Genomic DNA, 13,356 nt, shown 5'->3' with positions numbered 1-13,356 from the left:
AAGGGGCTTGGATGGTTGCTGCTCTGGATAAATCGATAGGCCAGGAAGGCGTAATGTCGCCTCCCTCCACACCACAGATGTGGATGGACTATCTATCATCGAAGCTATCGTCTCGCGCGGGCCGCTTCAAGCGGTTCGGCGAGTATTACGATGGCAAGCATCAGAAGATGCTCTTCTCTCAGTCGAAGTATCGGACTGAGTTCGCCCACGTCTTCGACCGCTGGAATGACAACTTTTGCGGGTTGATCATTGACAGTGTTAACGAGCGTATGTTCATCGACGGCTTTCGGCTTTCGAAGGAACCTGCGGAAGACGACCTCGCTCGTGAAATCTGGCAGCGGAACCGGATGGACTCTGAGTCCAACTCCGCCCACCTGGACGCCATGATCCAAGGGGCCGCGTACGCGGTCGTGTGGGGCGATGACTCCGGTAAGGCCGTCATCTCCGTCGAGTCTGCCGAACACGTCGTGGTGCAGTACAAGCCGGGCTCACGCCACGAGATCGAGGCTGCGGCGAAGTTCTATGTCGATGACTGGGGCCGCCAGTTCTGCACCCTCTGGCTGGCCCGTTCGGTTCACGTGGGCAACTGGAAGATCGGCGGCTACACCATCGACGGGCCGGCCAAGCCGAACCCGCTCGGTGTCGTGCCGGTCGTCCCCATTCAGAACCGGACCCGGCTCGTCGGCGAGCCGATGTCGGACCTCTCCACGGTCATTCCTATCCAGGACGCGATCAACAAGACGGTCTCGGACTCTCTCGTTGCCTCCGAATACGCTGCCTGGCCGCAGCGTTACGTAACCGGTCTGGAAATCCAGGAGGACGAGAACGGCAACCCGATCGAACCGTTCAAGGTCGCCGTAGACAAACTCCTCCAGGCCGAAGACCCCGCAGCATCGTTCGGCCAATTCGAAGCCGCGAATTTGAGCAACTATGTCGATCTCGTGGACATGCTCACCATGCACATGGCGAGTATCGCGAGGGTTCCGTTCCATTACATGCTCAAGGGCGGACAGCCTCCGAGCGGCGACGCGATCACCTCTGCGGAAGCCGGTCTGGTATCGAAGACCAGGGAGCGGATGCTGCACTTCGGTGAATCGTGGGAGCGAGTAATGAGGCTCGCCATAGCCGTGGAGAACGGCGGAGAGCTTCGCGAGGAGTACGAAGCTGCTGAGGTGATCTGGCGCGATCCCGAGAACAGGACCGAGGCCCAGCACATCGACGCGCTACTCAAGCTCCAGCAACTCAATGTCCCGAAGCAGCAGCTCTGGCAGGACGCGGGCTACACCCCTTCCCAGATCGCACGCTTCGACCAACTACTTGAAGAAGAGGCCAAGACCGAAATGGAACGGGCCGACAAGTATCAGACCGATGCTCAGAAGCAGGAGCTTGCCATCGCCCAGCAGGGAGCCGACGACAAGTCGGCCGTCTCCGGCGCTAAGGCCAAGGCTGACGCCATGAAGCCTGCGCAGGGGAACTCCGGCAATGCGAACCGTCAACGTTTCGAGAAGAAGTAGCAGAAACGTTCCCTCGACGGCCGCCGAAATGGTGGCCCTTCCCGATCCGAAATGGATGATCAAATGAGCGACGACCAGATGACTGCGGACAACATCCCCCCGGGCAGCGTGAACGAAGGGGCTGACGCCGCCGCGTTTCAGGCGGAGATCGACAAGTGGAAGGCCCTGTCCCGTAAGAACGAGGACCGCTTCAAGGCGGCGTCCACGGAACTTGAGGGATACCGCCAGTCCCACATGTCCGACACCGAGAAGGCCATCGAAGCCGCTCGGGCGGAGGCCCGAAACACGGCTCTCTCTGAGGTGGGCACCAAGCTCATCAGCGCAGAGCTTCGTGCAGCTTCTTCGGCGGCCGGCGTGACGCTTCCGGGTGCCGAGTATCTGAACCTTGAGTCGTTTCTCGGAGCGGACGGAAACCCGGACTCGGCGCGTATCGAGGCGTTCGTGTCGTCCCTTCCCAAGCCGAGCACCACGCAGCCTTACGCGCAGGATCTCGGCCTCGGTCGTCAGGGGAGCCCGGCCGCCGGCCAGCTCACTCGTGAAGACCTTTCCCGCATGTCTCCGAGGGAGATCAACGAGGCTCGCAAGGCGGGCAAGTGTGACGCCCTCATGCGAGGCGAAATCTAACCAAAGGACATATCTATGGCTGGTAACGACTTCACCACTCAGGCAGCTTCGGGTCTTCTGACCGGCGGCCCTGCTGGACAGGACCCGACCCTCAAGGGGCACGGCGTCTTTGTTCCGGAGCTGTGGACCGCTCAGCTTCTCCAGGACCTTGAGGACAATCTCATCCTCGGTTCCGCGGAGATTACTAACCGAAACTACGAGGGTGAGTTCCGCCGCGAAGGCGACCGCATTCGCATCCCCCACTTCGTTGACACCGTGGAAGACAAGGGCCTGATCAAGGCTTACGGCGAGATCGGCGACAAGGATCACGCGGCCCTTGAATACATTCCGATGACTGTCGGCAAGGGCTCCAGTTTCCACATTGAGATCGACGCCCTTCACCAGCTCCAGACGAAGAGCGGCATCGACCTCATGTCGGAACTGGTCCGTCAGCGTGGCCGCCAGGCGGCCGTCTCCATCGACCGGATGCTGGCCCAGACCCTCACCGCGGCCGTCGTGGGCAAGGACCTGAACGGCGCGGAGGCGATGCCGGCCGACGCGTCCACCCTGCCCGCCCTGCACGGCAAGATCGACACCGTGACTCCGAACGCTCTCGACTCCGAAATCATCGGCGTCTACGACTACGTGGTTGCGATGCTGGAGAACCTGGACCTCAAGAACGCTCCGGACTCCCGCTACCTGTTCATCTCCCCGCGCCTGCGGTCGCTGCTCCTGCGCGATCCCAAGTTCATCGACGCCGCCCACTTCGGTGGCGGCGCGGTCATGCCGTCCGGCGCCATCGGCACGATTCTCGGCATCCCCGTCCAGGTCTCGAACACCCTGGGCAAGGAACGGCCGGGCGAGGCCAAGTTCGTCAAGGGCCGCCGTCACGATGCGCTCAACAGCATCGACATGTTCATGGGTTCGACCTCTGCGACCTCGCTGGTGATCCCGTTCGCGCAGATGGAGGCGTACAAGCCGGAGAAGTCCTTCACGGACGCCATCAAGAGCCGCGTGATCTACGACGCCAAGGTCATCCGCCCTGAGCAGCTTCTCGTTGCCTCGGGTGTCGAGAAGGCGATCGTGGACCACAACAAGGTCGCCGTGGAGAAGAACCGCACCGTGGCCGTTCAGGCAGCCAAGTAGCCCTTTTTTTGTGTCCTAAGTTGGGATGTGACAGATGGATATCACCGTAGGCGACATCTCTGTCCGCCTAGGGCGCACGATCGGGGACGATGAGAAGCCGAGGGTGGAGGCGTTCATTGAGGACGCCTCCGCTCTCGTGCGGGATCACTGCGGCAGCGGTTACGCGGAGACTCCGGGGATCAAGGCAGTGATCTGCGCCGAGGTCATCCGATGGCTTGCCGTCGCCCCGGGCATTGTGAGCGAGCGCGTCGGAGACATCCAGGTCGAGTTCGGATCGTCCGCGACCACCCAGTCCCTCTCCCCTGCGGCCAGGGCTTCCCTCAAGAGGTACCGCAGGAAGCTCGCCTCGATCTCCCTCGTACGGGAGGCGGAGTGAAGAACCTGTTCAGCGATGAGGTCCTGATTCTCCGCGCCGGCCTGACGGACACGGCCTACGGGAAGAAGCGGGATTGGGACCACGCGAGGGTGGTGTTCAAGGGGCTCGGCAATGTCCAGCCCGACCGGTCCTTCGAGGTCCGCTCCCCCGAGAGGGAGACCGCTCAGGAGCGGGTTCTCGTCTACCTTCCCTTCGGGGCTGACGTGGGCTCCGCGGACCGGCTCCGGTTCGGGCAGCAGCTGTACGAGGTGGACGGCGTCCCCTCGACCTGGGGACATGGCGCCCTCCGGCACGTACGGGCTCGCGCTTGGCGGGTGGAGCACTGATGGCCGCCCGCGTCCGCCTGGTCCTCGACGAGACCGCCATGCACCGACTCATGTCCTCAGCCGAGACGGCCCGGATGCTCGCCCAGAAGGCGTCATCCATCGCGGCGACCGCCCGGGGATCTGCCCCGAAGAACCGCAGAGGTTCTTGGAACATGTACGCCCTCTCCCTCTCCGTCACTGCGTACGAGGTCGAGGGGATAGTTCATTCAGCCGTCCAAGCCGACAGGCATGCCCTCCTCGTGGAGTACGGCTGGCGCGACAAGAGCGGCCGACGCCATCCGGGCAACCACACCTTGAAGGAAGCCCTGATGAAGGAGCGTGAGACGTGATGCGCCTTGACCCCGTCTCCGTGGTCTTCGACTACCTCAAGGGCGTGAATGAACTAACTAACCTCGTGACCGGCAACCTGGTGGGCCGCGAGCCGGGAGACACCACGATCTATCTGGAGCATTCCGGAGGATACCGAGCGGTCCGGTCCCGAATGGACCGCGCCGACATCACCTACCAGGTCTACGCGGAGGACCGGGCCGAAGCCGCGGCCGTCGCGTATCGGGTGCGTGAGCATCTACTTGAGAAGCTGCCGGCCCTCGTCGTGGGTGACGCCCTGGTCCTCGATGTGGACGAGGCCATCAGCCCTCGCTACTTCCCGGACTCGACATCTCGGGAGCATACCTATCAGGGTGAAGTGACCCTCTTCCTGACCGACGCGTAACCCTGCCAGCACCTCCCTTTTTTTGCCTTGAAGTTGGAATGTGACACTCGCGCCAACTTTCCAGCCCCCTGCCTGGGGGCTTTTTTCATGCCCACTCACAGGAGGCCCCATGGCTGAGAACTCCGGCAACTCCAAGAAGATTCGCTTCGCGCCCTCGGGTGAAATCTACGTCGCACCGGCAGAGCGGGTTGCCAACATCCTGCCTCGGGATACCGTCCCCTTCACCGCAGACGGCGACTTCCGGGCCCTGGGCTACGTGGACGAGGGCGGCGTGACCATCACCCCGTCTATCGAGACTGACCCCGTCAACGTGTGGCAGTCCGCGGTACCTGTCCTTTACAACGTGAAGAGCGCATCCTTCCAGGTCAAGGCAACCCTGATGGAGACGAATCAGCTCACGACTGAGCTGTTCTTCGGTGCCAAGTGGGTGCCGGCCACCGACAAGGAAGGCAAGGTCATCCCGGGCACGTACCGGCTTGACCTCAAGTCCACTCCCGAACTTTCCGAGCTCGCACTTGTCGTGGACTGGTCCCAGACCGTAGGCGGCAAGCCGGTCCGATACCGATGCGTCATCGGCCGCGCCATGATTTCCGACCGTGGCGCGATCCAGCTCCAGCGCGCCGAGAACGGCAAGTTCGAGCTGACGATCGATGCCCTCGACCGCTCCGGAAACCTCGGCTACGTCCTCACTGACGACCAGGTCATCGACAGCCCGGTTGAGGTAGCAACGAAGGTAACTCTCCAGCCCGGAACGGTTGAGCAGGGTGGTCACTTCAACGTGGTCGGCCAGGGCTTCCCGAAGGGAGAGGCCGTCACCCTGACGTTCTCCACCGGGGACGGAAAGTTCACCCGCACCGCCAAGGCCGTTGAGGAAAACGGGGCCTTCGCAGTACCGGTCACGGTCGCCGCCGATACCCCGGTTGCGCAGTACACCGTGAAGGCCAGCGCCGGAACAGTCGTCAACGTAGAGGCCACCGAGAAGCTGACGGTCAATGCCAAGCAGGCAGAGCCTGTCAAGTAGAAGAAACGTTTCCCCGTGGCGGGGAGGGATGTATCCCCGCCCCCCTTCTCATACCCCACCCCGAAACTTCCTGGAGTCTCCATGACCACTGCTAAGAAGACCACCGTTGCCGCCAAGTCCGCCGAGGCGAAGAGCAAGGCGACCGCCTTCGAGTTCAAGGGCGAGGAGTTCCTGATCCAGGCTCCGATGGATCTGCCGGATGAGGTCCTGGACGTGATCGAGGAGGGGGCCGGCGAACGTGCCATCACGCGGGCCATCGTCGGCCCGGACCAGTGGGCCAAGTACCGGGCCCTGCGCTGCACCATCGGCGAGTTCAACGAGTTCCTGGAGAAGGTCACCGAGGCTGCGGGTTTCGGTGAGCCGGGAAACTGATACAGACCGCCCGCATCCTCTACGAGTACAGCGATCCTCTCGAAGCCGACCTCCTGTCGCACTTCGGGGTTGACCTGCTCGACCTGTGGTCCGGGCGGCTATCTCTTCGCCGCGTCCATGTCCTGATCCAGGCTCTCTTCAAGAAGCCTGGGGAGTCGCTTCTTCTTATCGAGATCGATGAGGCGACCACCTGGACCGAGACGAATCACATTCTTGCCCGGATCTCCGATGGTCTTGAACTGTCGAACTATCTCTTCATCAAGGCCAATTCAACCGAGGACAACGACCTCGAACCTCCGGAGCCACTTCCCCGCCCTGGGCGGGTTGCAGAGAAGCCGAAGCCTCGCGAGTTCGCCTCCGGCGATGACGTGGCTTCGTTCTTCAACACCTTCGGCAACCCCTAGGAGGCTGCATGGCTACGCGAGGAAGGGCACCGGTCAAGGTCGGCGCCGGTTACATCGAGATCTACCCGGAGCTTTCCAAGACTGCGATGGCACGGTTTCGAACGGACCTCACCACCCAGTTGACCGCGATGGGGAAGGCCGGCGCCGCCGCGTTCTCCAAGGGCTTGACGGGCGGCTTCCAGGGGATCGCGACGGCCACCTCCAAGGCGGCGAAGCAGGCCGGGAAGGCGACCGAGAAGGAAGCGCTCGACACCTCCAACAAGCTCCGCCAGATCGAACGGAGCTTGACCCGCTTTCACGGTGAGGAGGCCGGCACTCAGTTCCGTACCTATCGCAACCTGGCAAGGCAGCGCGAGCAGCTTGAGGAAGGCACGTCCCGTGTAACCCGTCAGGCGATTGCCGACACTGTTCGCGCAAACCGCCAGGCCACTCAGGACACGATCCGCCAGGCCCGCGAAGAGCAGGAGCAGAAGGCCCGCCTCCAGCGCGAGGCCCTGGCCGAGACCCGTCGACGCGTCCAGGCGGAGCGGACCGAGGAACGGGCCCTGGCCCGCGATGTCGCGCAGGTCAGGCGCGAGCAGGCCACCGCGGCTCGGCAGGCTGCTGCTGAGCAGAGGGCCGCCCAACAGGAGCTGGCTGCCGCTGTGCGTCGGCGGCTCGCCGAGGAACGCGCAGCCAATCAGGCCCGCGTCGGTTTCCTGCGTGATGAGCTGCGGGGTCTCCAGCAGACCCGCTCGGCGTACGCCGACACGATCACCAGTAACCGTCGTCAGGTAGCCACCTGGGACCGCGAGCACCGGGCGTCCACGCGGTCCGCTGGAGAGCAGTGGAAGTCCCTCTCGCAGTCCACGGAGACCTACGGCCAGAACCTTGAGCAGGTCGGCCGGAGTCTCACGCAGAACCTCGTGGCCCCGCTGGCCCTCGCTGCCGGGTACGTCACCAAGATCGGCGCTACGAGCGCCGACATGCAGTTCTACTCCTCGGAGGGCCTGAACCGGGCCGGCTTCAACCAGAAGGAAGTCGCCAAGGGCCTCCAGGCGATCCAGGACTTCGCGGTTCACACCCCGTTTTCGCTGGAGGACATGACCGACAAGTTCTCGCAGGTTGCCCGCAACTTCGAGTCCTACGGTGACTCGACCTCGGATTCCCTCAAGAAGTCCGAACTGCTGATCAAGGGCATCGCGGACTATGCGGCCTCCTTCGGTGTCACCAGCCCGGAGAAGGTCAAGGGCGGCATGATGGCCGCCGACATGATGATGGACCAGGGCAAGCTGTCCACCCGGTACCTTCGTCAGTTCGTCCGAGGCACCGGCATCCCGATGAACGAACTCGGCAAGATCGCCGGGTACAAGGGCGGTCCCGACTTCCTCAAAGAGGTCCAGGACCCCAAGGGCGGTGTGAACTCCCAGGAGTTCTTCGACAAGTTCATCAAGGCGTACCAGACGGCTCCAGGCGTGAAGGGGTCTGCGGAAGCTCTTGGCACCGGCTCCATCGGCGGACACTTCACTTCCGTCAAGGAGCAGATGCAGCTCACCCTCGGCAAGCTCTTCGGTGGCTTCTCGGAGGAGACCGGAAAGTTCGAGTGGACCGAGCTCGGCAAGAACACACACAAGCTCGCCGACAGGCTCCAGGATCTCGTTGAGGACCCGGACTTCCAGAAGCTCGCAGGCGGCCTGTCCGGCAACCTGATCAAGGCCCTGAACCTCCTCCTCGGTGGCATCGAGAAGACCCAAGGGTTCCTTAACGACCATCCCTGGCTCAAGGATCTCGTGGCCAAGGCCGTCAAGGTCGTCGCAGTACTGGGGCCGCTGGCCATCGCCATCGGCCTGGCCACCAAGGTTCTCGGCAAGGTAGGAAAATCGTTCCTCCCGCTGATGAAGCTGACCGGTGGCCTGGCGAAGGGAGTACGCGGCGGCTACCGCACCGCGAACCAGTTCCTCTCCGGCGTCGCAGCCGGGCAGGGCAACTTCCGTGAGGCGTACCAGGCTCGACGCGCCGAGAACCACGACGGCGATGACCGCTCTCTTGCTCGGCGTGGCATGGACCGGATGCGGGGACAGGACAGCCGCTCCACCCGCCTGACGGTCGAGACGAGCGATGCCGAGAACGCCCTTCGGCAGGTGGATCAGCGAATCCAGCAGATCCAGAGCCGGATCTACAACCTCAACCGGGAACGGCTGAACTCGCTCGCCAACGAGCTGGGCGGCGAGGCCGGCACGAGTGTCCGCGGTGGTGCTCAGGGCGCTGACCGTGAGATCGATCAGACGCGCCTGTCGGTGCGGGAGCTGAACCAGGCACCGCTGGCCGAACTGGGTCAGCGGCTCCTGTCCCTCAAGGAGAAGGCCGAGACGGCACAGTCCGGCATCAAGCAGGTCCGCCAGGCCGTGAACGACCTCAATGACGGCAAGCTCGGCATGGTCCGTCAGCAGGTCGAGTTCTTGAAGGAGAAGGCCGAGACCGCGAAGCGGTACATCGCACAGGTGGCTTCCGCCGTACAGGATCTCAACGGCCGTTCCCTGGACAGTCTCCGTACGAAGTTCTCCTCGAACCTCACCCCTGCGATCAGGGAGTCACAGTCGGAGGCCAAGGGCCTCAACGACAGGATCAAGGACATCAACGGCCGCGCGCTGGGGCAGATCACCGGCAAGGTTCGCACCCTGCGTGACGCGCTCGACCAGGCCGAAAACAAGGCCGGTGGTCTCGGCGGCAAGCTCGGCTCCGTCAACGAGCTCACCGGATTCGGCGGAGGCGGCAACGGCAAGAACAAGGGCAAGGGGCACGCTCTCGGTGGCATCGTCCCCGGCTATGCGCCGGGGGTGGACAACTACCACGCGATCCTCTCCCCGGGTGAGGCGGTCCTCCGTCCCGAGGTCGCCAACGCCCTCGGCTCCGACACCATCAACGGATGGAATTCGGCTGCTGCTCGTGGCCGTATCACGCGCCATGCGAAGGGCAAGGCCGGCAAGGGCTCCTCGAAGTCCGGAACTTGGCCGCTCAGCATCCTGGAAGAGCTGTACGACATCGTGAACGTGGGTCCCGGGATCGGGGCCTTCACGGGCGGCATCGGGATGGCCGGAGCCGGTCAGGCGATCGGCGGCGAGACGGGTTCGAACGTCCGCCACTGGGGTGCCCAGGCTGGCGGAGACGGCGCCGGCCGACTGGTGAACGACCGGTTCGGCAAGATGAAGGACTTCATCCTTGAGCGAGTTCCATCGTTCCTGACTAAGGCCCCCACCGGTATCGGAAATCTTATCGGTATCGCCGCGGGCGGTATCGCTCCGACCGCCGGCCAGCTTTTCTGGGATGACGTCTGGAAGGGTGACGGGAATATCCTCCAGCGTGGCGGTAACTTCATGACCGACATGGTCAAGGCGATACCCCAGATCCTAAAGGATCTTGTTACGAACGTCTGGGACTCGGGCGCTGAAATCCTAGGAGCCCTAAAGGACGCGATTAGCGATCCGGTCGGCTTCTTCGAGGACGCCCTGTCGTCCGTCAAGTCGATGTTTCAGGGCATGGTCGATCAGGTCAAGGAAATGGTCCGCCTGCTCCAGGAAATCTGGTCGAATCCCTCTGAGTACGCGGAAGAGGTCTTCGACAATTTCGTTGTACGCGTCAAGGAACTGATGCCCAACACGAAGGGCCTCTTCCAGTTCGCGGACGGCGGCGTGGTCCCCGGCTACTCTCCGGGCAACGACCGAGTTCACGCGATGCTCTCGCCGGGCGAAGCAGTCCTCCGCCCCGAGGCGGTCAGGTTCCTCGGACACGCGGCCATCCGGCAGCTCAACTCCGGCGCCAAGACAGGCGCCCTCACGGGCCAGGCCCAGCAGGGTCAGGGCCAGGCCGTCACACTCCTCCCCGACGCGAAGGCGTACGAGGAGGCGGTAGCCGAGATCATCGCGTCCCTGGAAGATCTCACGAAGGCCGTGACCGCACACCGCTCGTCCTCGACCGCGGAGTGGGACCAGGTAGCGGCCAAGGTCCGTACGGCAGTTGACGGCACGATCACTCCGGCGCAGGCCAGGTGGGCCCTGCACCTGTCCGGGCCTCTGACTCAGACGCAGCGGGCCTTCCAGTCCACGAACCAGGTTGTCTGGGTCAGCATGGAAAACCAGGTCTCCTCGTCGGTCTCCGGCGTCTCCGGCTCCCTCACCCGACTCCGCAGCGACCTGGACACCACCAAGCGGTTCTTCGAGACCTCCGGTTCTCAGATTCGGACCGCGTGGGGTCTGGCCATGTCCTACGTGGACTCGTCCACCAGGAGCACGGTCACCGGCCCCTACAACAGGGGTGCCGTTCCGATGCTGTCCTCGATGGCGAAGCTCGCCGGAACGGGGGCACCCCTCGCCCCGGTGCAGTTCTCGACCGGCGGCATCGTGCCCGGCTACCAGCCGGGCGTCGACACGGTCCCGGCCATCCTGTCGAAGGGCGAGGGAATCCTCCGCCCCGAGGTCGTCAGGTCCCTTGGTACCGACACGATCCTCCGCTGGAACGAGCAGGCCCGGAAGGGCGGCCACGTCTACGCGAAGGGCGGCATCGTCGGCCCGGCCGCGTTCACCGGCCCGACCGGTGCGGACTGGGTGAACAAGCACAAGGACGACGACTTCGACGGCTACACCTCCGCACTCAAGGCCGGATGGTCGTCGGTCGTCAAGCCGATGCTCGACACCGTGACCCGCACCTTCGGTGTCCCTGGGGACCTCAACTCCACGGGATTCGAGAAGACGCAGCCGTGGGCACAGACGTGGACCAAGTGGGTTGACGACCATACCTCCGGGGGTGGCGGTGCCGCCGTCAAGGTCGCCCTGGACGAGTTCCGCACCGAGGCTCCGATGGTCGGCGGCTCCAAGTACAACCTCGGCAACGGGGAAGCCTGGTGTGCCGACTTCATCTCCTACGTGGTGGACAAGGCCGGGGCCAACGCGGCCTACGGAAACAGCCCCCAGGGGGCACCGCGGAATCGGTGGCCGGCCGTAGCTACCTGGAATGGCGCCATGCGCCACGTGCCGGTTTCCCAGTCCCAGCCGGGTGACCTGATGACCTACCAGGGCAACGGGCACATCAACATCAAGACGGGTGCGGACGAGACGGTTGGCGGCAACGAATCGAACTCGTTGAAGCGCAGTCGGGGCTACTGGCGCAACGCGACGGCGGCCCTGCGGCCCACGGGTGGAGTTGCCTCGGCTGACGGTCCCGTGCTGAACACGTGGCCGGGCTCGATCCCGAAGTTCACCGGCACCCTCGGGGGTGGCGTGGACTCCGCGATTGGCCAGTACATCGCACAGGCGATGGGGCTGACCAGCGTAAGCGGGCCGAAGTGGTCGGACGGCCTTGCGACGATCATCCGCCGCGAGTCCGGCGGCAACGTCCGGGCCGTGAACAACTCGGACTCCAACGCCAAGGCCGGCACCCCTTCCAAGGGCCTGGCCCAGGTGATCGATCCGACCTTCCGGGCCTACCACCAGGCCGGCACCTCGTGGGACATCTTCGATCCGGTCGCGAACATCTCCGCCGCGATCAACTACATCAAGGCCCGGTACGGCGACATCTCACGGGTTCAGCAGGCCGATCCCACCAAGCCCCCCAAGGGCTACTGGACCGGAACACCGTACGCGTCACCGGGCCTCGCCCTGGTCGGAGAACGAGGTCCCGAGCTGGTCAATTTCCGTGGCGGGGAGAGGGTCTACAACCACGGCGATACCCGAGACCTTCTCGGTAACCGATACGAAATCCACATCCACGAAGCCAAGGCCGAGGACACCACTCAGGCAGTGATTCGCGGACTTCAATACGTGGAGACCATGTACGGAATATAGCGGGAACGAGAGCCCCGGCCCCATCGGCCGGGGCTTTCGCTTGCCCCAAATTGAATGAGGTGCGCTATGCCAGTTCCGGGATACAGGCAACCCAAATGGGAAGAGAACATACCCGTTGTCGGGAAGCCCCCTTCTCCGGATGTCTGGGGGCACACCAACGTCACGATCACTGGGCACAGTGGCATGGGAGAGACCATCTCCCTCACCGACTTCTCCGGCCGCGCCTGGCCGGCCATCTTCCTCCAGGACGGCGCACAAGGGCTCGACATGCCCCCCATGGAGGTCTTCTCCGACACGAGTCCCAACCTCGACGGCGGGTCCTTCCGGTCCACGAAGGCCGCAGCACGAGAGATCATGCTCCCGCTCTACCTATACGGGGTGGACCGCCGGACCCTCCTCAAGTTGAAGCGCAACCTCACCCGAACCTTGAACCCGAAAAACGGGCACTGCGTACTCCGCTTCACCGAGGGCGACGGCACGTCCCGATACATCACCGCCTACTACAAGGGTGGCATGGAGGGCAAGGAAGGCCCCGACGACGCCGGGTTCACCTGGTGCCGGTACGGCGTCCAACTCACCGCCTTCGACCCCTGGTTCTACGGAACCAACGAGGTCATGGCCGAGTGGAAGACCGGTGCGGGGAAGGAGTTCCTCAAGGGGCCGGGCAAGCCCTTCCTGCCCATGGAGATAAGCCGCGGCACGATCACTTCCTCCGGAGTACCGGTCAGCAATCCGGGCGACGTCGAATGCTGGCCTGTGTGGGAACTGGTGGGCCCCATCAGATCCTTCACCATATCCAACGAAGCCGGGCAGAAGTTCGGCGTCAACAAGGGTGACGGCACCAAAGACATCATCGCCGGAGGCGAAACCCTGACCATCGACACTCGCCCCGGATACAAGACGGTCCGCAGCAGTACAGGCAAGAACTTCTGGCCCGATCTCGATACAAGCCCGGCCCTGTTCTCGATCCCCTCCGGCGAATCCAAGGTCAGCGTGAAGATGAACCCGGGGGCATCCAGCGCGGCACTGCGCCTCCGTATGCTTCCTCGATACGAAAGCTACTGAC

At 63.8% G+C, this 13,356-nt stretch carries 10 protein-coding genes and 2 pseudogenes; all 12 read left to right on the top strand.

Features of this window, described 5'->3' with window-relative positions; genetic code table 11:
* Nucleotides 1-11 precede the first annotated feature (11 nt).
* The 12 genes and pseudogenes from ACFWA7_RS14815 to ACFWA7_RS14760 all read left to right on the top strand — a co-directional run bounded on the left by ACFWA7_RS14815 (nucleotide 12) and on the right by ACFWA7_RS14760 (nucleotide 13,355).
* The gene (locus tag ACFWA7_RS14815; protein WP_385823207.1) at nucleotides 12-1,514 is read left to right on the top strand and encodes a phage portal protein; all 1,503 of its coding nucleotides are present in this window, start codon (nucleotides 12-14) and stop codon (nucleotides 1,512-1,514) included.
* Nucleotides 1,515-1,577: 63 nt separating this feature from the next.
* The gene (locus ACFWA7_RS14810; RefSeq protein ID WP_385823205.1) at nucleotides 1,578-2,138 is read left to right on the top strand and encodes a hypothetical protein; all 561 of its coding nucleotides are present in this window, start codon (nucleotides 1,578-1,580) and stop codon (nucleotides 2,136-2,138) included.
* Nucleotides 2,139-2,153: 15 nt separating this feature from the next.
* A complete protein-coding gene (locus ACFWA7_RS14805; RefSeq protein WP_385823203.1) occupies nucleotides 2,154-3,263 on the top strand; it encodes a hypothetical protein in 1,110 nt (369 codons plus the stop codon).
* 34 nt (nucleotides 3,264-3,297) lie between these two features.
* Nucleotides 3,298-3,639: a hypothetical protein gene (locus tag ACFWA7_RS14800; RefSeq protein WP_385823201.1), complete on the top strand. Its 342-nt coding sequence runs from the start codon at nucleotides 3,298-3,300 to the stop codon at nucleotides 3,637-3,639.
* Nucleotides 3,636-3,965, top strand: a complete 330-nt coding sequence (locus tag ACFWA7_RS14795) for a hypothetical protein (protein ID WP_385823199.1) — start codon at nucleotides 3,636-3,638, stop codon at nucleotides 3,963-3,965. Before ACFWA7_RS14800 ends, ACFWA7_RS14795 begins: the two co-directional genes overlap by 4 nt.
* Complete coding sequence (locus ACFWA7_RS14790; protein WP_385823197.1) at nucleotides 3,965-4,294, top strand: hypothetical protein; 330 nt, start codon at nucleotides 3,965-3,967, stop codon at nucleotides 4,292-4,294. The genes ACFWA7_RS14795 and ACFWA7_RS14790 overlap by 1 nt, the downstream gene beginning before the upstream one ends.
* Nucleotides 4,291-4,677 (top strand): hypothetical protein, encoded by a 387-nt coding sequence (locus ACFWA7_RS14785; protein WP_385823195.1) that lies wholly within the window; start codon nucleotides 4,291-4,293, stop codon nucleotides 4,675-4,677. The genes ACFWA7_RS14790 and ACFWA7_RS14785 overlap by 4 nt, the downstream gene beginning before the upstream one ends.
* Before the next feature lie 109 nt (nucleotides 4,678-4,786).
* Nucleotides 4,787-5,698, top strand: coding sequence for a hypothetical protein (locus tag ACFWA7_RS14780; RefSeq protein ID WP_385823193.1), 912 nt, complete (start codon nucleotides 4,787-4,789; stop codon nucleotides 5,696-5,698).
* 81 nt (nucleotides 5,699-5,779) lie between these two features.
* Nucleotides 5,780-6,070, top strand: a complete 291-nt coding sequence (locus tag ACFWA7_RS14775; RefSeq protein WP_385823191.1) for a hypothetical protein — start codon at nucleotides 5,780-5,782, stop codon at nucleotides 6,068-6,070.
* 412 nt (nucleotides 6,071-6,482) lie between these two features.
* Nucleotides 6,483-8,009 (top strand): annotated as a pseudogene (locus ACFWA7_RS14770) (tape measure protein); the annotation flags it as partial.
* Nucleotides 8,010-11,786: 3,777 nt separating this feature from the next.
* Nucleotides 11,787-12,032 (top strand): annotated as a pseudogene (locus ACFWA7_RS14765) (transglycosylase SLT domain-containing protein); the annotation flags it as partial.
* 441 nt (nucleotides 12,033-12,473) lie between these two features.
* Nucleotides 12,474-13,355 carry a phage tail family protein gene (locus ACFWA7_RS14760; RefSeq protein ID WP_385823189.1) on the top strand — a complete coding sequence of 294 codons (882 nt, stop codon included), beginning with the start codon at nucleotides 12,474-12,476 and terminating at the stop codon, nucleotides 13,353-13,355.
* Nucleotide 13,356: the final 1 nt, after the last annotated feature.

The sequence above is a fragment of the Streptomyces sp. NPDC059994 genome (assembly GCF_042737755.1).
In the GTDB taxonomy this organism is placed as follows: Bacteria; Actinomycetota; Actinomycetes; order Streptomycetales; family Streptomycetaceae; genus Streptomyces.
The sequence above is the reverse complement of the archived record's forward strand: the minus strand, read 5'-3'. Positions and strand labels throughout refer to the sequence as shown.

Bases quoted from the DNA above. Each gene is read 5' to 3' on its own strand.
- ACFWA7_RS14780 (WP_385823193.1), top strand. From the start codon at position 4,787: ATGGCTGAGAACTCCGGCAACTCCAAGAAGATTCGCTTCGCGCCCTCG.
- ACFWA7_RS14800 (WP_385823201.1), top strand. From the start codon at position 3,298: ATGGATATCACCGTAGGCGACATCTCTGTCCGCCTAGGGCGCACGATC.
- ACFWA7_RS14760 (WP_385823189.1), top strand. From the start codon at position 12,474: ATGGGAGAGACCATCTCCCTCACCGACTTCTCCGGCCGCGCCTGGCCG.
- ACFWA7_RS14815 (WP_385823207.1), top strand. From the start codon at position 12: ATGGTTGCTGCTCTGGATAAATCGATAGGCCAGGAAGGCGTAATGTCG.
- ACFWA7_RS14790 (WP_385823197.1), top strand. From the start codon at position 3,965: ATGGCCGCCCGCGTCCGCCTGGTCCTCGACGAGACCGCCATGCACCGA.
- ACFWA7_RS14810 (WP_385823205.1), top strand. From the start codon at position 1,578: ATGAGCGACGACCAGATGACTGCGGACAACATCCCCCCGGGCAGCGTG.
- ACFWA7_RS14775 (WP_385823191.1), top strand. From the start codon at position 5,780: ATGACCACTGCTAAGAAGACCACCGTTGCCGCCAAGTCCGCCGAGGCG.
- ACFWA7_RS14805 (WP_385823203.1), top strand. From the start codon at position 2,154: ATGGCTGGTAACGACTTCACCACTCAGGCAGCTTCGGGTCTTCTGACC.